The sequence below is a fragment of the Micromonospora sp. NPDC057141 genome (assembly GCF_042670805.1).
Lineage (GTDB): Bacteria > Actinomycetota > Actinomycetes > Mycobacteriales > Micromonosporaceae > Micromonospora.
The window spans coordinates 76,098-93,170 of record NZ_JBHUVA010000018.1 but is presented as its reverse complement, the minus strand read 5'-3'; the positions used below and the strand labels follow the sequence as shown (position 1 = coordinate 93,170).

The following is a 17,073-nucleotide window of genomic DNA, read 5'->3' as shown; positions in this document are numbered from 1 at the left end:
GGTGCTGGTCACGACCACCGAGTAGGCGACCACCGACCAGCCGCGTTCACCGGCTGTTTTCCCCGTCGCCGGGACAGAGCCGAACAAGTTTCGCAAGAATGGAGGGGCGGGAGAACCGCCCTTGGGCGGGCGGCCCCGGCGCGGTGCGAACGCCGGGGCCGCCCCTTGGGGAGGGATGTCAGGAGTACGTCCCCACCCATTCAGGCGACGATCCGCCTGAAAGCGTTACGGCGTTGTCAGCTCCCGGACAGTCAGGCCCCCGTCGGCGTACCGGGACCGGACGACCTTCTTGTCGAACTTGCCGACGCTGGTCTTCGGCACCGCGTCGACGAACGCCCACCGCTCCGGCAGCTGCCAGCGCGCCACCGCCCCCGCCAGGAAGTCGCGCAGCTCCTCGGCGGTCACCTCGGCACCCTCCCGGACCACCACCGTGGCCAGGGGCCGCTCGTCCCAGCGCTCGTCCGGCACGCCCACCACGCACGCCTCCAGCACCGCCGGATGGGCCATCAGGGCGTTCTCCAGCTCGACGGAGGAGATCCACTCGCCGCCGGACTTGATCACGTCCTTGGCCCGGTCGGTGAGCGTGAGGTAGCCGTCGGGCGACAGCGTGCCGACGTCGCCGGTGCGCAGCCAGCCGTCGCGGAACTTCTCCTCGTCCGGGGCGTCGTCGCCGACGTACCGGGCGGTCACCCACGGCCCCCGGACCTCCAGCTCCCCGACGGCGGCCCCGTCGGCGGGCAACGGCTCGCCCAGCGGGCCGACGATCCGCGCGGCGACCCCGGCCGGGACGCGGCCCTGCGTGTACCGGTAGCGCCAGGCGTCCTCGCCGGTCGCGCCGGCCGGCGGCCGGGCCACCGAGCCGAGCGGGGACATCTCGGTCATCCCCCAGGCGTGGATCACGTCGATGTGGTGCCGCTCGGCGAACGCGTGCATGAGGGCGGGCGGGCAGGCCGAGCCGCCGACGATGACCTCCTTCAGCGAGGAGGTGTCCACGTCGTGCTCGTCGAGGTAGGCCAGCAGGTCGTTCCAGATGGTCGGCACCGCGCCGGCCAGGGTGGGCCGCTCGGCGGCGATCATCGCGGCGATGGGGGCGGCCTGGAGGAACCGGTCCGGCATGATCAGCGACGCGCCGGAGAGGAACGCCGCGTACGGCAGGCCCCACGACATGGCGTGGAACATCGGCACGATGGCCAGCTCACGGTCGGTCGGACCGAGGCCGAACCCCTCCGGCATGCAGATCTGCAACGAGTGCAGGTAGATCGAGCGGTGCGAGTAGGCGACGCCCTTGGGGTTGCCGGTGGTCCCGGAGGTGTAGCAGAGGGCGGCGGCGTCGCGCTCGTCCACCTCGGGCCAGTCGAAGACCTCCGGCCGCCCGGCCAGCAGGGCGTCCCAGTGGTGTACGGCGATCCGGTCGCCGGCCGCCGCCACCAGCGGGGCCGGGTCACCCCCGCCGACCACCACCACGTGCCGCACCGTGGTCAGCTCGCCGACGACCCGGGCCAGCAGCGGGATCAGCGTCGAGTCGACCAGCACCACCCGGTCCTCGGCATGGTCGGCGATGTAGGCGACCTGGTCGGGGAAGAGCCGCAGGTTCAGCGTGTGCAGCACCGCGCCCATGCTGGGCACCGCGAAGTAGGCCACCAGGTGCTCGTTGTTGTTCCACATGAACGTGGCGACCCGCTCGTCGCCGGTCACCCCGCACTCGTCGCGCAACGCGTGGGCCAGCCGGGCCGCCGTGCGCCCCACCTCGGCGTACGACATGCGACGCGGCTCGCCGCCGGTCCAGGTGACCACCTCGGCGGTGCCGTGCACCGTGGCACCGTGTTCGAGGATCCGGGCGACCTGGAGCGGGGCGTCCATCATCGTGCTACGCATGGGTAACAAGCTAGTGTCGCCGGTCATCCGTTGGGAACCCCCGTTAGGTTGTCCGGGTGAGCATCTCCTGGACCGACTCGTACGTGGGGCAGCTGCGCGCCCTCGCCGGCGACCGCACCCTGATGTTCGTCGGCGCCCGCGCGGTGGTCCGCGACAGCGCCGGCCGGGTGCTGCTGATCCGGCGCTCCGACAACGGCCAGTGGGCCATGCCGGCCGGTGCGATGGAGCTGGGCGAGTCGATCGCCGACTGCGCGGTGCGCGAGGTGCGCGAGGAGACCGGGCTGCGCGCCCTGCGGGTGGGGGCGTTCGCCCTCTACACGGGCCCCGACCGGATCAACACCAACATGTACGGCCACACCTACCAGGTCTTCACCGTCGCCTTCCGGGTCGAGGACTGGGACGGCGAGCTGGCCCGGGCCACCGACGAGACCACCGACGCGGGTTTCTTCCACCGTGACCGGTTCCCCGCCCCGCTGTCGGCCTCCGTCACCGAGACCCTCGCCGACCTGGACGTCTTCGAGCAGGCCAACCGCCTGATCCTCAAGTAGTCGTTGGTCGTTCCCGGACCGGCCCAGCCGCCCGGACCGCCGCCCGCCCTCGGGGCCCGGCCGCCGGCCGGCGTCACAGCATCGTCTGGCTCTTGGCCTCCATCTCGGCGGCGGCCTCGTCCCTCGACTCCTTCGCCAGCGGCTTGCCGCCCGGGGCGGCGGCCGGGCCGCCCAGCGGACCGGCCCCGCCCGACGCGCCGCGCGGCCCGGCCCCGCGCAGCGTCTCGTTGGGCAGCGCCAGGGTCGCCAGCACCGCCACGACGGCGATCAGCCCGGTGGTGAGGAAGACCAGGTGCAGCGACTCCACGAAAGCGGCCTGGATGGCGGCCCGGACCGGGCCGGGCAGGGCCAGGATCGTCGCCGGGTCGTTGATCGAGATGTCCGCCCCGCCGCCGGCCAGCACCGCCGCCCGCTGCTGCGGCGGGAGTTGGGCGATCGCGGCCGGCATCCGGGTGGCGAGCTGGTCCGCGAGTCGGGACGACAGCACCGCCCCGAGGATCGCCACCCCGAACGAGCCGCCCAGCGACCGGAAGAACGTCGCCGAGGAGGTGCCGGCACCGAGGTCCCGGGAGCCAACCGAGTTCTGCACGGCGAGGATCAACGACTGCATGGACAGGCCCAGCCCCACGCCGATGACCACCAGGTAGCCGAACGCCACCCACAGCGACGTGTCGACAGCCAGGCGGGTGAACAGCAGCATGCCGGCGAGCAGCACCGCCGACCCGGCCACCGGGAACCACTTGTAGCGCCCGATCCGGCTCATCGCCCGGCCGGTGAGGATCGAGGTGACGATGATGCCGGCCATCATCGGCAGCATCAGCAGGCCGCTGCGGGTCGGCGAGGCCCCCTTGACGATCTGGAGATACAGCGGGACGAAGATGATCGACCCGAACATCACCAGTCCGAGGACGAAGCCGGCGCCGTTGGCCAGCGCGAACGTCCGGCTGCGGAACAGCCGCAGCGGCAGGATCGGCTCGGCGACCCGCGCCTCCTGGAGCAGGAAGAGCCCGCCCAGCACGGCCCCGGCCGCGAACAGCCCGATGATCACCGCAGAGCCCCAGGCGTACGAGTTGCCGCCCCAGCTCAGCGCCAGCAGCAGGCAGCTCACCCCGGCGACCAGCAGCGCCGCCCCGAGCCAGTCGATCGTGTGCTTCCGCCGGTGGAACGGGATGAGCCGCATGACGTGGTAGCAGACGACGATGGCCAGGATCGCCAGCGGCACGTTGAGGTAGAAGATCCACCGCCAGTTGGTCTCGGCGAAGTAGCCGCCCACCAGCGGCCCGGCGACCGAGGAGATGCCGAACACCGCCCCGAACAGGCCCTGGTAGCGACCGCGTTCCCGGGGCGACACCACGTCCGAGATGATCGTGAACGCGAGCGTCATCAGGCCGCCCGCGCCGAGGCCCTGCACCCCCCGGGTCACGATCAGCTGGGTCATGTCCTGCGACAGCCCGGCCAGCAGCGAGCCGAGCAGGAACGTCCCGATCGAGAAGAGGAAGACCGGGCGGCGTCCGTACAGGTCGGCCATCTTGCCGTACAGGGGGGTGGAGGCCGTGGAGGCGAGCAGGTACGCGGTGACCACCCACGAGTAGTGGTCGATCCCGCCCAGCTCGCCGACGATGGTGGGCAGCGCCGTGCCGACGATGGTCTGGTCCAGCGCGGCGAGCAGCATGCCCGTCATCAGGCCGAACATGAGCAGGCGCAGCTGCCGGGGGGTGAGCACCGGGCTTTCTTGCGTGGTCATCCCGCCTTCTTTCCCGCCCGGCGCGGATCATGCCGGCCGGAGCCTGCTCAGGTTTGATCCGGCAGGCCCGGGGGACCCGGGGTGGCATGGCAGGAGCAGCAGCGGAAGAGCGCCGGCTCGCCACCGTCGTGGAGAGCTGGCTGGGCCGCCCCGTGCTGGTGATCGGCGACGCCATGCTCGACGAGTGGCGGTTCGCCGAGTCCGACCGGCTCTGCCGGGAGGCCCCGGCCCCAGTCCTCACCCTGCGCCGGCGCATCTCGGCGGCCGGCGGGGCGGCGAACACCGCCGTGAACGTGGCCGCCCTCGGCGGGCGGGCGGTGCTGGTCGCCCCGGTCGGCGCCGACGTCGCCGGGGACGAGCTGCACGACTGCCTCGACCGGGCCGGGGTCTGGGATCGCACGGTCGCCCAGCCCGGCCGGCACACCCCGGTGAAGCGGCGGATGCTCGCCGGCAACCAGATCCTGCTGCGCGAGGACTCCGGCGACCCCGACGACGCGCTCGACAGCGACGGGGTGCAGCGGCTGCTCACCGCCCTGGAGTGCGCCACCGAGGAGTTGCGGGCCGCCGCCGGTGGCGAGGCACCGACCCTGGTGGTCTGCGACTACGGGCTGGGCGCGCTGCCCGCACCCGTCCGCGCCTGGCTGGTCGCCGCCCGCGACCGGTACGCCACGATCGCCCTCGACGCGCACGACCTGGCCGACTGGCGGACGCTCGCGCCGACCGTGGTCACCCCGAGCTTCGCGGAGGCGACCCGGCTGCTCGCCCGCGCCGCCTCGCGTACCGACTCGCATCTGCACCTGGACCACCCGGCGGCCGACCCGGCGGACGGGCCCTCGGAGCTGAGCGTGGGCACCGCGCCGGGAGCGTCCGGTCCGCCGGCTGAGGGGTCCCCGCCGGGCGCCTCCCCGGGGGCCGGAGTGCCGGGGGCCTCCCCGGGGGCCGCGCCGCCGCCGACCGGGATGCCGCTCGGCCGGCCCACGGGCGGGACCGGCGAGCCGACGCCCGGCGAGGACCGGGTGGCGATGACCGGCGACGGGCTCAGCGTCACCGGGACCGGCGTGACGGTGAGCGCCCTGGCCGGCGAGGGGGTGGACCGGGCCGTGCTGGCCGAGGCCCGCCTCGCCGAGCTGCGCGCGCACACCGGCGCGGACGTGGTCGCGGTGACCCTGGACACCGAGGGCGCGGTCGTCGGGGGCGCGGACGGCGCCTCCCGGCGCAGCCACAGCACCCCGGTCCCGGCGAGCCACGCCGTCGGCGCGGGGGACGCGTACCTGGCCGCGATGACGCTGGCCCTGGCCGCCGCCGCGCCCCTGCCGACCGCCGCGCAGCTCGCCCAGCTCGCCGCCACCATCACCGTGTCGGACACCGGCACCTGCGTGTGCCGGCGGGAGGACCTGCTGCACGCGCTCGGCGCGCGCGGCGACGACGCCGGGCACCCCGTGCTGGTGGCCCCGGACGAGCTGGCGGCCATCGTGGAGCCCCAGCGCGGCGCGGGCCGGTCGGTGGTCTTCACCAACGGCTGCTTCGACGTGCTGCACCCCGGGCACGTGCGGTACCTGGAGCAGGCGCGGGCCCTCGGGGACCTGCTGGTGGTGGCGGTCAACTCCGACGGCAGCGTACGCCGGCTGAAGGGCCCGGACCGCCCGGTCAACCCGGTGGAGGACCGGGTCGCCCTGCTCGCCGCCCTGGCCTGCGTGGACCACGTGGTGATCTTCGAGGAGGACTCCCCGGCGGGACTGATCGAGGTCGTCCGCCCCGACGTGTACGTCAAGGGCGGCGACTACCCGCCGGAGATGGTGCCGGAGGCCCCGCTGGTGCGCCGGCTCGGCGGCCAGGTCCGCACCCTCGGGTACGTGCCGGACCGTTCCACCTCCGCGATCATCGACCGCATCCGGTCGCACGGCCAGGCGGCCGCGCCGGGCGAGCCGCAGCGGACGCCTGCGCACGGCCACACGGCTACGCACGGCCACACGGCTGGCCACACGGCTGCGCACGGCCACACGGCTCTCTCCGCCGAGCCGGAGCAGGTGGATGCGCGCGGTTCCACGGCACCGGTGCCGGGCCGGCCGGCGTGAACCCACCGCTCGACCTCGGCACGGCCGGCGTCGACCGACCGCTCGGCCTCGGCACGGCCGAGGAGTTCCGCCGGGAACGGCAGCTCGACGTGCTGATCCCGACGCGCAACCGGCCCGCCGAACTCGCGGTCACCCTCGCCGGGCTGGCCGCCCAGGAGGACGTCGCCGGGTTCGGCGTGGTGGTCAGCGACCAGTCCGACGGGGACCCCGCGTACGCCCATCCCGCCGCAGCGACGATGGTGCGGGCGCTGCGCCACCGGGGCCACCCGGTGCTGCTGACCCGGCGGCTGCCCCGGCGAGGGCTGGCCGAGCACCGGGCCTACCTGCTGAGCCGGTCGGCCGCCCGGTACGTGCTCTGCCTCGACGACGACGTCTGGCTGGAGCCGGGGACCCTGCGCCGGCTGGTCACCGCGATCGGCGAGCTGGGCTGCGGCTTCGTCGGCAACGCGGTGCACGGGCTGTCGTACGTCGACGACGTCCGGCCGCAGACCCACCGGCACTACGAGGAGTGGGCGGGCCGGCCGGTGCCGGAGCGGGTCCGCCCCGGCACCCCGCAGTGGCAGCGGGCGTCGATCCACTCGGCGGCGAACCTGCTGCACGTCACCGAGGGGCTGCGCCTGCCGGCGGGGGCCTGGCGGGCGTACCGGGTCTCCTGGATCGGCGGGTGCGTACTGTACGACCGGGCGGCGCTGGTCGACTCGGGCGGCTTCGACTTCTGGCGGCGGGTGCAGCGCAACCACCAGGGCGAGGACGTGGCCGCCCAGCTCGCCGTGCTGGAGCGCCACGGCGGCGCAGGCGTCCTGCCCAGCGGCGCCTACCACCTGGAGTCGCCGACGACCGTCACCGAGCGGGACGTGGAGGCGTGGGAGGTCGTGCTCGCCGATCCCGATCCCGACGCCGCGCAGCCCGCCTGAGCGGGTGCGAGCGCCCCGCGTAGTCGCGGATGTGAGAAGGGGACCCTTCTCGACCGTATGCGTTGACAAGGGGCCCTTCCTTACCTGCTCAGCAGGTCGTGGGCCGCCTCCAGCACCTCGATCGCCGGCACGTCGGCGACGAACGAGTCCCGGTGCGGGCACTCGCCGTCGCCGGGGCGGTGCGGGTAGATCCCGGGGGTGCAGTCGACGCCGCACACCGGGCAGCGCACCGTCCAGGAGGCGATCGGGCGGTGCCGGGCGCGCAGCAGGTGCCCCCCGTTGATCAGGTTGCCGATCCAGTAGACCCCTACCGTGGCGGTGCCGACGGCGGCGGCCAGGTGCAGCGGGCCGGTGTCGTTGGAGATCACCAGCGCGCAGTCGGCGTAGCAGGCGGCGAGCCCGCCGAGGCCGAGCACTCCGACGAGGGGGCGCACCGGCACGCCGGCCGCCGCGACCACCCGGTCCACCACGTCGCGTTCGGCGGGGGTGCCGGTGACCAGCACCTCGTAGCCGTCGCCGGCCAGGGCGCGGGCCACCTCGGCGAACCGGGCGGCCGGCCAGCGCCGCCGCGTGTCGGTGGCCCCCGGGTGCAGGGCCACCCGGGGCCGGCCCGGCGGGCCGAGGACCGCGTCGGCCTCGACCCGGTCGTCGTCGGTGACCGCCAGCGCGGGCACGATGCCGGCGGGCGGCGCGCCGACCAGGCCGACCACCTCCAGGTAGCGCAGCACCTCGTGCTGGTAGTAGACGTAGCGGATCCACCGGTCCAGCGGCGGGGCGTCCTCGGCGCGCAGCCCGGCGGTGACCCGGGCGCCCAGCCCGCCGACGATCGGGTTGGAGTTGCCCCCGCCGCCGTGCAGCTGCACCGCCAGGTCGAAGCGTTCGGCGCGGGCGGCGGCCAGGAAGCCGTCCATCGACGACTCCGGCTCGCCGGGGCCAGGCTCCCGGATGCCGGGCGCGGGCGGGACCACCAGCACCCGGTCAACCGGGCCGGGCCGGTCGCGCCAGAGCTGCGCGTGCCACGGCGCGCCGAGCAGCACGATCTCCGCCTTCGGGTACGCGGCGCGCAGCGCCTCCAGTGCGGGCAGGATGAAGATGAAGTCGCCGAGCGCGTTGGCGCGCAGCACGGCGATCCGCGCGACGTCGGGGACGCGCTCGCCCAGCGCAGCCGGTGCGGCGACACCGCCTTGCGGGCCGGGCGTCGACGGGGTGACCATGTGCGCGACCCGCTACGGCCGGTCGATCTCGTCGAGGGCCGTGTCCGGGTGGTGCAGCTCCCGGTCGGCGGCCGGGTCGACGGTCGCGGGCGTGCCCGTCGTGCCGGTGCCGCCGCCGGCGGTTCCCCGGAAGCCCGTGCCGTTGCCGGCGGTTCCCCGGTGGCCCGTGCCGTTGCCGGCTCCCCGGTAGCCCGTGCGGCCGACGGTGATGGTGCGCGGCGTGGGCCGGGCCGCCCGGGGCAGCCGGACCCGGAGCAGGCCGTGGTCCATCACGGCGTCGATGCGGTCGGGGTCCACCCGGGCGGGCAGGCCGACGCGATAATCGAAGCCCCGGGTCTCGAAGCCGCCGGGGACGCCCTGGTCGGCGTTGACCTCGGCTTCCGAGCGGGCCCGGACGCAGAGTTCCCGGTCGTCCAGCTCCACGGCCACCTCCTCGGGGGCGACGCCGGGCAGCCGGACGACGACCTCCCAGCCGTCGACGGTTTCGCCCAGCTCCACCTCGGGCGGGCCGGACCGGCCACCCCCGACGAGGCGGCTCAGCTCGGCGCGCAGCGAATGGAGTTCTCCCATCGGGTCCCAGCTCTGTTGCCGGCCGCGCCAGCCGCGACCGTCGACCTGTTGGCTCATCGCACGTCTCCGATCCGCTGGGTGGCCGCCGGGGGCCGCAGTGAGCTGGGCGCGTCGAGGTCGGCGTCCCGGTCGACGCCGACGCCGAGCCGGTCGACCAGCTCGCCGCCGAGCCAGGCGCTCGCGCCGAGGATGGCCAGCGCGACGACCTCGATGGCGATCAGCGCGCCGCCGGCGGCCCGGGAGTCGGCGTTGAGCCGGACCGCCCAGACGGCGGCGAAGAGGAGGATCACCGCGACGTTGGCGGCGGCGTGGGTGAGACCGACCCGCTTGGCGCGGGTGCCGGTGGGGATGGCGAGCAGGTCGAACGCGCCGGCCGCCGCGGCCAGCAGGCCGCCGATGAGTCCGACGGTGATGTTCCAGTACGCCACCTCGCCGAGGAAGCCCGGGCCGCCGACGGTGTCGACGACATCGAAGATCACGGCGGTGACCAGCAGGCCGACCGGGAACGTGATCAGCATCGGGTGCACGGGGTGCCCGAGCACCTTGAGTCGGCTCTCCATCGCGGCCTCCGTTGGTCGGTCCGTGCACGGTTTTGCGGGCTGGGCTGCTGTTGCGAGCTGGGCTGCTGTTGCGGCTCGGCGGCGCTGCGTGTGGCCGTACCCGGGACGCCGGGTGACAAACCTCGCGCTCGCGGCGCTCGCCTAGGCTCGACACCGACGGCCCGGGCAGCGCCGCCGCGGGCCGCCACCGGGGTCAACGGTTACGGGGAGGCTGACGTGACGGTGGAGATCACCTCGCACGAGGAGCTGCGCGAGCTGCTGGGGGCACCGATGCCCCGGGCGGTGACCAAGGAGCGGCAGGCCCTGCACGAGCGGGACCGGCAGTGGCTGGCCGCCTCACCGTTCTGCCTGGTCGCCACGGCCGGTGCGGACGGCGCCTGCGACGTCTCGCCGAAGGGCGACCCGCCCGGCTTCGCCCTGGTCCTGGACGACACGACGATCGCGATCCCGGAGCGGCCGGGCAACCGGCGGGCGGACGGCTACCACAACATCGTGGACAACCCACACGTTGGGTTGATCTTCCTGATCCCCGGCCGGACGGACACGCTGCGGATCAACGGCCGGGCCCGCCTGGTACGCGACGCCCCGTTCTTCGACGACATGGTGGTCCGGGGCCACCGGCCCGTCCTGGCGATCGTCGTGGAGATCGAGCAGATCTTCTTCCACTGCGGGAAGGCGTTCCTCCGCTCGGAGCTGTGGCTGCCGGAGTCCTGGCAGCCCGACGCGCTGCCGTCCCGGGCCCGGCTGGCCAAGGAGCTCGAGGCCCCGACGGAGAGCCTGGCAGAGCTGGAGCGTTACTACGGCCCGGCGTACGCGCGCAAGATCTACGGCTGATGATCGACTTCATGTCGGGGAGGTGGCGGTATCCCCGCCCCCGGATACCGCCACCTCCCCGACATGATCTTGTCACCCGTACGCCACTACTACCGAGCCAACAAGCTGTGGTCAGGCTCGTACTTCGCCGGGTCCGTGGGCGGCGCACCGCTGAGCGACGTGAAGCAGTGCATCGAGCAGCGGAACCGCCCGGTTCAAGGCACTGCTCGGGCCTTGGAGGTCCTCCCAGCGCGGGCCTTCACCCCCGGCCCTGAGGGGCGGAACACTGGCCCGCATTCCGGTAGCGTCGCGAACGTGCTGATCCGGGAGCTCACCGACGCCGACTGGCCGCAGGTGTGGGAGATCGTCGCCGAGGTCGTCCGGGCCGGGGACACCTTCACGTACGACCCGGCGATGACTGCCGAACAGGCGTACGACGTCTGGGTGGAGCGCCCGCCCGGGCGGACCGTCGTGGCGGTCGACGGTGACCGGGTGCTCGGCTCGGCCAAGATGGGCACCAACCGGCCGGGACCCGGATCGCACGTGGCCACCGCGAGTTTCATGGTGGCGGCCGACGCCCGGGGGCGCGGGGTCGGCACGGCCCTGTGCCGGCACGCGCTGGACTGGGCGCGCGGGCGCGGCTACGCCGGGATGCAGTTCAACGCGGTGGCCGAGTCGAACCACGCGGCGGTGGAGGTCTACCGGCGGCTCGGGTTCGAGGTGGTCGGCACCGTGCCGGGCGCGTTCGCGCACCCGGGCCTGGGGCGGGTCGGCCTGCACGTCATGTACTGCGCGTTCTGACTACTCCCGCCAGCCGTCGGGGTTGCCGAACGACTCCCGGGAGATGCCCGACCCGGTGCGCGGCCAGTCGCCGAACAGCTTGTCGTGCAGGTGCGCGAAGAGGTAACAGATGCTCTCGCACTCGGCGTCGGTGACCGCCAGGGCTGGGTCGGCGCGCACCGACTCGTAGAACTCGCGCCCGAGGGCGACGATGTGGCCCCGGGCATAGAGGAAGCCGTCGTCGGAGCCGTCGGTCACGGCGTGGATGTCGGCGCGGTCGAGGTCGTAGAGCTTCCGCTCGACCACCCGGTCCAGCGCGGTCAGCTCCTCGCTCGACAGGTCGGCGGCAAGGGCGCGCAGCTGGTCGAGGAACGGAGACAACCACTCGTCGAGGGCGTACGGGTCGACGTCGCCGGCCGCCGGGTCCCGCTCCCGCAGGGCTCGGCGCAGCATCGCCGGCTCGGGGCCCAGCCGCTCCCACGCGGCCTCCACCATGGACCAGAACCGGGCCTCGTCCTCGGTGCTGGGCAGCTTCGCGACACCGTCCACCGACACGCTCATGGGCTGGAGGCTAGCGGGTGCCCCCGACATCCTCCGTCCGCTTCGGCGCGGAAACGTCAGCCGGACAACCGGGTGGTCAACTCGTCGACGACCTCGCGGGCCATGTCCGGCGGCACCGCAGCCGCGATGGCCTCCGGGGTGAGCCCGGCGGTCGCCATCGCCTCGGCGAGCCGCTGCGGGGACAGGCCGGCGAGCACCCCGGCGATGATGGCCGGCTCGTCCGTCCAATCCTTCCCGGCCAGGGCGGTGACCCCACCGGCGACGCTGTCCAGGCGGGCCATCAGGTAGTCGAGCTTGGCGACGAGGCTGTTGCTGTCCTGCGCCGGCCCGGCGCCGTCGGGGTCGACGGCTCGGCCCATGCTGCTCCCGCCGTAGAACGTGCCTAGGTAGACCTGGTGGATCTCGTTCTCGGCCTTTTCGCTCATGTCGTCCTCCGGAGGTGGGGGGCTGATCAGCCCGATGTCGGTCAGGTAGCGGCGGAACAGCGGGGTCTGGTCCCGGCCCGCCTTGGTCGAGTCGCGGAAGAAGCTGAGGTGGGTGTGCCAGAGATGGGTGCTGTCGCCGGTGCTGCGCTTGCCGAGCCGGTCCCACCTCTTGACCGACGTCCCGTCGGGGGAATAGATGATCTCCCTGATGTCCCGTGTGTCGGCCGTTCCGGCGACGCACTGCTGCACGCACCAGAGTGAGAACGAACGCAGGTCGTGGGTGCGGCCGCCGGACTTCACGCTGAAGTCGCCGACGTCCAGGCCGGACGCGTCGAGGGTCAACCCCGAACTGTCCCGGGTGGACTCCACGACGGAGTAGTCGCCGGACACCACCCGGTCGGAGCCGCAGTGGTAGCCGCCCCGGTGGGAGGCGTCGCCCACGATGCCGACCTCCGCCGGCTCCAGGTCCTGCGGGCGCGAGGTCTTCGGGTCGACGTCCAGGTGGGCCAGGAGCAGGCTTCGGACGGCCATCAGGTTCGCCGGGGCGCGGGTCATGCGCGCTCCCTTCGGGTAGCTGGGAGCCGGGCGAGATGACCCACCGAGTACGCATACTCTCCGTGAGACACAGGCCCGACCAAGTAGTGCACAACGTCGGGCAGTCGACCCAAGAGTAGCTAGCCCATCACGCCTCCACCAGCTCAAACGACCCACTTTCGGATGGTGCTACCTTGGCACCATCTCCCGAAGAATCCTCTTCTATCGACACGGAGGGTGATCTCCATCGGGGTGCGGGGGCCTGGGCGCCGTGTCGGCGCAGTGGCGGTATCCGGCGGGCGGGACACCGCCACTAGGCCGACATCGGCGTCGAACGCCGCCGCCTCCGGGCATAAGCGAGGACACCCAGACCCAGGCGGGCACGCGACATCGCGACAGGTTCCCACACAGCCCATCGGGCGGCGGACCAACCGGCACACGGGGCTCTCCGTCCCGCACCGCGGCATGTCACGGGTGACGGTGGGACCGATCCCGGAAACGACGAAGCCCGGGACCGACGGTGCCTCGGTCGGCAGGACGCGGCCTCGCCCCGACCCGGGAGCGGGGCCTCAGCTCATCCGGGCTGCCACGGTCGCCAACCTGACTGGACCGACCCGATCAGCCCGGGCCACCGGCACGGTGCCCGGATGCGATCAATCGGATGGACATGGCACTGGAGCCGGCGGAGATCGGCATGAGCTGGCGCGCCTTCACCCGCGCCTACAACGCCGACCGGCTCGGGTTCCTGAGCGCACTCCCGGCCGTCGGCCCGGTCGTGCGGCTGGCGGTCAACCTGGTCTACGTGTCCGACCCTGCGCTGATCGAGATGGTGTTCCGAGGCACCAACACCGCCTTCCAGTTGGCGCCGAACCGCCGCCTGGAGTCGACCGCCGCAGGCCGTGGCGACGCGGCGCTGGAGGCGTGGATGAGCGCCCGCCGACGGCCGGCATCGGCGATACACGAGATCGCCACCGGCGGTGATCCTCAGGGGCGTTCCGAACCGTCGGACCAGATAGGCCAGTGGACCGCCGCGACCGGAACCGTCGTGTCGTCGAGGATCTCACCCGCCTCAACCTTCGCGCGTCCGTGCGACTGATGGCGGGTGGCACCCTGGCAGGACTGGAAGACCATCGCGCGACCCGACGTGGTGATCAGTGACGGGCGACCGGTGGTCGTGGAGATGAACGGCGACTCACCGGCCGGGCTGTTCAGCCTCCACGACGCGTTGGCGGAGGTGCAGGCCCAGCTCCTGGTTGAACTCGGTATCCAGGTGGAAGCCGCCGCCCCGCGAGCCTTGCAGACGCTCATCGACACGATGCCCCTGACTCCGGGCGTGGACCGGGTCGCGGTCTGCTGCTGGCGGCACGAGATCGCGGACGCTCCGCCGGTCTGGTCGTACGGCTCCTTCGTGAAAGGGATGAAAAGCCATGGGATCGACGCCTAACCCGAACCGCGGGCGAGCACGACGGCCGAACCAGACCTTCGAGATCATCGCGCCCCGCGAAAACTTCACATCGAGCCAACGACCCCGCCGAAGCCCTCATGCTGGCTGTTTTCGGGGGGCGATTCAAAACCACATCGATGAGAATGAGGCCCTGACCAGCCAACCTGCTGGTCAGGGCCTCTCTCCGAGCCGCCTGACGGAATCGAACCGTCGACCTACGCATTACGAGTGCGTCGCTCTAGCCGACTGAGCTAAGGCGGCAACGATCGTCGAGTCTACGGCATACCCCGGCCGCCGCGACACCGGGATACCACCCGGCAGCCCGTGGCGACGGCCGCACCCCCGACCGGACATCCGGCCCGTCCCTGCGCACACCCGACAGCGGATCGGCCCCGCCCGGACTACGCTGCGGCGGGTGACCGACGATCGCACCCCCGTCGACGGCCCGGCCCCCCTCGATGAGCCCGACGACGGGCGCTCCTTCGCCCGCACGGCCCGCCGGCCGCGCAGCATGGACCCCCTGGAGCTGGGCTTCACCCCGCGCAGGCCGGTGCCGTGGCTCGCGCCGCTCCTGCTGATCAGCACCGGCCTGCGTACGCTGCTGGCGATGTTGTTCGGGGCGTACCTGGACAAGCGGGAGCTGCAGAACTCGCTGGAGGCCCGCGTCGAGCGCCAGGTCGGGCCGGACGGCGGGCTGTGGCTGGACTACGTGGCCGACCTGGGCGACGGCTTCGACGCCACCTACTCGGTGGCATACCTGCTCGCCCAGCCGGAGCTGACCGTCGACGGGCACCGGCTACCCCGGGCGCAGACCCTGGTGATGGGCGGCGACCAGGTCTACCCGTCAGCGTCCTACGGGGCGTACGAGGACCGGTGCAAGGGCCCCTACCAGGCCGCGCTGCCGGTCACGCCGCCCGAGCGGCCCACCCTGTTCGCTATCCCCGGCAACCACGACTGGTACGACGGGCTGACCGCGTTCCTGCGGCTGTTCGTCCGCTCCCGGGACCGGCACTTCGGCGGTTGGCGCACCGGCCAGTCCCGCTCGTACTTCGCCGTCGAACTGCCCGCCGGCTGGTGGCTGCTCGGCCTCGACGACCAGTCCGGCTCGTACCTGGACGACCCGCAGCTCACCTACTTCGACGCCGTCGCGAAGCGCCTGGGGCCGGGCAGCCGGGTGATCCTGGCCGTGCCGGCGCCGACGTGGGTCAAGGCCGTCGACCATCCCACGGCGTACGACTCGATCGACTATTTCATCCGCACCATCGTCGCGCCGACCGGGGCGCGGGTGCGGCTGCTGGTCTCCGGCGACCTGCACCACTACGCCCGGTACGCCGGCCCGGACCGGCAGCTCGTCACCTGCGGTAGCGGCGGGGCGTACCTGTACCCGACCCACCACCTGCCGGAGCGGATCGAGGTGCCCCCGCGCGACACCCTGTCCCGGCGGGCCAGCCGCAGCCTCCCGTACGACCTCGCGGCCAGCTTCCCCGACCGGGCCCGCTCCCGCCGGTACGGCTGGGGGGTCTTCGCCCGGCTGCCGAGACGCAACCCGGGCTTCGGCACCCTGCTGGGCACCGTGCACACCCTGCTCATGCTCGCCATGGCCGGGGTGGCGGCGGGCCGGGCCGGCGGCACCGAGCAGCGGCTGTTGAGCGTCCCGCTGGTGGCGATGCTGCTGGTGACGATGCTCGGGGCGGCGTTCTTCGCGAAGCCGCCGAGCGCGGGCGGGAAGCGGCGCGTGCGGCACTGGATCCTCGGCGTCACGCACGGGCTGGCGCAGGTGGCGCTCGCCGCCGCCGGCACCTGGGCCTGGCTGTCGGTGCCTGTGCACGACTGGCCGTGGCCGCTGCCGGTGGTCGCCGCAGCGGTGCTGTACGGCCCGGTGATCGGCTTCCTCGCCACCGAGCTGGTGGCGGCGTACCTGCTGGTGGCGGGGGCGTTCGGGGTGAACGTCAACGAGCTGTTCGCCGGTCAGGGCATCGAGGACGCGAAGGCGTTCCTGCGGATGCGCATCGACCCGGACGGCACGCTCACGGTCTATCCGGTCGCGGTGGACCGGGTCGTCCGCGACTGGCGCCTGAACCCCGACGGGTCCCCGACCGCCTCCTGGCTGACCCCGAACGACCCGCTGACCCCACGCCTGGCCGAGCCGCCCGTCGTGCTGAAGCCCTGACCCGCCTCAGGTGGTGTAGCTCTGGTCGTGGGCCTGGCGGGAGCCGCAGACGGCGGCGCGGGAGCACATGGAGCGCGAGCCGTCGGCGTCCAGCCGCACGGTCACCGCGTCGCGGGGGACGCTGTGGCCGACCACGCGGCCGTCGCCCTCGGAGGTCGACACCCGGCTGCCGACGGGCGGGGCGGACTCCTGGAACTTCTGGTATAGCGGATGTTCGAACTTGAGGCAGCACATCAGCCGGCCGCAGGCCCCGGAGATGCGCAGCGGGTTGAGCGGCAGGTCCTGGTCCTTGGCCATCCGGATCGTCACCGGCTCGAAGTCGGTGAGGAAGGTGGCGCAGCACAGGTCGCGCCCGCAGGAGCCGATGCCGCCCTGCACCCGCGCGGAGTCGCGGGCGGAGAGCTGGCGCAGCTCGACCCGGCAGTGCAGGGTGGCTCCCAGGTCGCGCACGAGGGACCGGAAGTCGACCCGGTGCGGGGCGGTGAAGTAGACCGTGGTGCGGTCCCCGCCACCGTCGGCGGTGGCGAGCACGTGGTCCACGGCGACCACCTTCATCGGCAGGCCGTGCTCGCGGATCAGCCGCTTCGCGGCCACCTTCGCCTCGGCCTTGCGCCGCCGAAGGACCTCGTCGCGGCGCAGGTCGTCGTCGGTGGCGAGGCCGGCGAGCCGGGGGAAGCCGTCGGTGTCCTCGCCGACCCACTGCGCGGCCCAGACGCACTCCGCGACCTCGGGGCCGTCGTCGGTGGGGACCAGCACCCGGTCGCCCACCTGCGGGCGGAACTCGCCCGGGTCGAGGTAGTAGAGGCGCCCGTACCGGTTGAAGCTGACCGCGCAGAGCATGCCCAT

General features: G+C 73.3%; 16 protein-coding genes and 1 tRNA gene. 8 read left to right on the top strand and 9 right to left on the bottom strand.

The features are described 5' to 3' along the window. Nucleotides 1–225: 225 nt before the first annotated feature. Nucleotides 226–1,860 (bottom strand): fatty acid--CoA ligase, encoded by a 1,635-nt coding sequence (locus tag ACFT41_RS13350; protein ID WP_377580998.1) that lies wholly within the window; start codon nt 1,858–1,860, stop codon nt 226–228. A 71-nt stretch (nt 1,861–1,931) separates the two neighbouring features. On the opposite strand from ACFT41_RS13350, the gene ACFT41_RS13345 reads away from it, so the two are divergent. Beyond that, nucleotides 1,932–2,423: an NUDIX domain-containing protein gene (locus ACFT41_RS13345; RefSeq protein ID WP_377580672.1), complete on the top strand. Its 492-nt coding sequence runs from the start codon at nt 1,932–1,934 to the stop codon at nt 2,421–2,423. A gap of 73 nt (nt 2,424–2,496) precedes the next feature. Here the strand turns inward: ACFT41_RS13345 and ACFT41_RS13340 are convergent, their stop codons facing one another. Further along, nucleotides 2,497–4,167: an MDR family MFS transporter gene (locus ACFT41_RS13340; RefSeq protein ID WP_377580674.1), complete on the bottom strand. Its 1,671-nt coding sequence runs from the start codon at nt 4,165–4,167 to the stop codon at nt 2,497–2,499. 86 nt (nt 4,168–4,253) lie between these two features. Here ACFT41_RS13340 and rfaE2 point away from each other — a divergent pair, with 86 nt between their 5' ends. Next, a complete protein-coding gene (rfaE2, locus tag ACFT41_RS13335) occupies nt 4,254–6,242 on the top strand; it encodes a D-glycero-beta-D-manno-heptose 1-phosphate adenylyltransferase (protein WP_377580676.1) in 1,989 nt (662 codons plus the stop codon). Next, a complete protein-coding gene (locus tag ACFT41_RS13330) occupies nt 6,239–7,156 on the top strand; it encodes a glycosyltransferase family 2 protein (RefSeq protein ID WP_377580678.1) in 918 nt (305 codons plus the stop codon). The genes rfaE2 and ACFT41_RS13330 overlap by 4 nt, the downstream gene beginning before the upstream one ends. A gap of 80 nt (nt 7,157–7,236) precedes the next feature. On the opposite strand, the gene ACFT41_RS13325 is transcribed toward ACFT41_RS13330, so the two are convergent. Genes ACFT41_RS13325 through ACFT41_RS13315 form a run of 3 tightly spaced genes read right to left on the bottom strand, consistent with a single transcriptional unit; the run spans nt 7,237 to nt 9,500 of the window. After that, entirely contained in the window at nt 7,237–8,370 is a 1,134-nt protein-coding gene (locus ACFT41_RS13325) for a glycosyltransferase family 9 protein (RefSeq protein WP_377580680.1), read from the bottom strand. 12 nt (nt 8,371–8,382) lie between these two features. Beyond that, nucleotides 8,383–8,997 carry an Hsp20/alpha crystallin family protein gene (locus ACFT41_RS13320; RefSeq protein WP_377580682.1) on the bottom strand — a complete coding sequence of 205 codons (615 nt, stop codon included), beginning with the start codon at nt 8,995–8,997 and terminating at the stop codon, nt 8,383–8,385. Further along, complete coding sequence (locus ACFT41_RS13315; RefSeq protein ID WP_377580684.1) at nt 8,994–9,500, bottom strand: DUF2231 domain-containing protein; 507 nt, start codon at nt 9,498–9,500, stop codon at nt 8,994–8,996. Before ACFT41_RS13315 ends, ACFT41_RS13320 begins: the two co-directional genes overlap by 4 nt. A 216-nt stretch (nt 9,501–9,716) precedes the next feature. Between ACFT41_RS13315 and ACFT41_RS13310 the strand changes: the two genes are divergently transcribed. Both ACFT41_RS13310 and ACFT41_RS13305 read left to right on the top strand, forming a co-directional pair. Then, nucleotides 9,717–10,334, top strand: coding sequence for a pyridoxamine 5'-phosphate oxidase family protein (locus ACFT41_RS13310; protein WP_377580686.1), 618 nt, complete (start codon nt 9,717–9,719; stop codon nt 10,332–10,334). A 294-nt stretch (nt 10,335–10,628) separates the two neighbouring features. Then, the gene (locus tag ACFT41_RS13305; RefSeq protein ID WP_377580688.1) at nt 10,629–11,114 is read left to right on the top strand and encodes a GNAT family N-acetyltransferase; all 486 of its coding nucleotides are present in this window, start codon (nt 10,629–10,631) and stop codon (nt 11,112–11,114) included. Here the strand turns inward: ACFT41_RS13305 and ACFT41_RS13300 are convergent, their stop codons facing one another. Further along, a complete protein-coding gene (locus tag ACFT41_RS13300; protein WP_377580690.1) occupies nt 11,115–11,654 on the bottom strand; it encodes a DUF4240 domain-containing protein in 540 nt (179 codons plus the stop codon). 56 nt (nt 11,655–11,710) lie between these two features. Further along, nucleotides 11,711–12,634 (bottom strand): hypothetical protein, encoded by a 924-nt coding sequence (locus tag ACFT41_RS13295; RefSeq protein WP_377580692.1) that lies wholly within the window; start codon nt 12,632–12,634, stop codon nt 11,711–11,713. A gap of 646 nt (nt 12,635–13,280) precedes the next feature. On the opposite strand from ACFT41_RS13295, the gene ACFT41_RS13290 reads away from it, so the two are divergent. Beyond that, entirely contained in the window at nt 13,281–13,709 is a 429-nt protein-coding gene (locus ACFT41_RS13290) for a hypothetical protein (RefSeq protein ID WP_377580694.1), read from the top strand. Between the two features lie 6 nt (nt 13,710–13,715). Next, the gene (locus ACFT41_RS13285; RefSeq protein ID WP_377580696.1) at nt 13,716–14,057 is read left to right on the top strand and encodes a hypothetical protein; all 342 of its coding nucleotides are present in this window, start codon (nt 13,716–13,718) and stop codon (nt 14,055–14,057) included. A 187-nt stretch (nt 14,058–14,244) separates the two neighbouring features. Here ACFT41_RS13285 and ACFT41_RS13280 read toward each other — a convergent pair. Beyond that, nucleotides 14,245–14,318 (bottom strand) — tRNA-Thr (locus ACFT41_RS13280). Nucleotides 14,319–14,472: 154 nt separating this feature from the next. Between ACFT41_RS13280 and ACFT41_RS13275 the strand changes: the two genes are divergently transcribed. Further along, nucleotides 14,473–16,227: a metallophosphoesterase family protein gene (locus ACFT41_RS13275; protein WP_377580698.1), complete on the top strand. Its 1,755-nt coding sequence runs from the start codon at nt 14,473–14,475 to the stop codon at nt 16,225–16,227. Nucleotides 16,228–16,233: 6 nt separating this feature from the next. On the opposite strand, the gene ACFT41_RS13270 is transcribed toward ACFT41_RS13275, so the two are convergent. Beyond that, entirely contained in the window at nt 16,234–17,073 is an 840-nt protein-coding gene (locus ACFT41_RS13270) for a stage 0 sporulation family protein (RefSeq protein WP_377580700.1), read from the bottom strand.

Bases quoted from the DNA above. Each gene is read 5' to 3' on its own strand.
- ACFT41_RS13350 (WP_377580998.1), bottom strand. From the start codon at position 1,860: ATGGACGCCCCGCTCCAGGTCGCCCGGATCCTCGAACACGGTGCCACG.
- ACFT41_RS13340 (WP_377580674.1), bottom strand. From the start codon at position 4,167: ATGACCACGCAAGAAAGCCCGGTGCTCACCCCCCGGCAGCTGCGCCTG.
- rfaE2 (WP_377580676.1), top strand. From the start codon at position 4,254: ATGGCAGGAGCAGCAGCGGAAGAGCGCCGGCTCGCCACCGTCGTGGAG.
- ACFT41_RS13325 (WP_377580680.1), bottom strand. From the start codon at position 8,370: ATGGTCACCCCGTCGACGCCCGGCCCGCAAGGCGGTGTCGCCGCACCG.
- ACFT41_RS13320 (WP_377580682.1), bottom strand. From the start codon at position 8,997: ATGAGCCAACAGGTCGACGGTCGCGGCTGGCGCGGCCGGCAACAGAGC.
- ACFT41_RS13315 (WP_377580684.1), bottom strand. From the start codon at position 9,500: ATGGAGAGCCGACTCAAGGTGCTCGGGCACCCCGTGCACCCGATGCTG.
- ACFT41_RS13300 (WP_377580690.1), bottom strand. From the start codon at position 11,654: ATGAGCGTGTCGGTGGACGGTGTCGCGAAGCTGCCCAGCACCGAGGAC.
- ACFT41_RS13295 (WP_377580692.1), bottom strand. From the start codon at position 12,634: ATGACCCGCGCCCCGGCGAACCTGATGGCCGTCCGAAGCCTGCTCCTG.
- ACFT41_RS13290 (WP_377580694.1), top strand. From the start codon at position 13,281: ATGGCACTGGAGCCGGCGGAGATCGGCATGAGCTGGCGCGCCTTCACC.
- ACFT41_RS13270 (WP_377580700.1), bottom strand. From the start codon at position 17,073: ATGGGCATGCTCTGCGCGGTCAGCTTCAACCGGTACGGGCGCCTCTAC.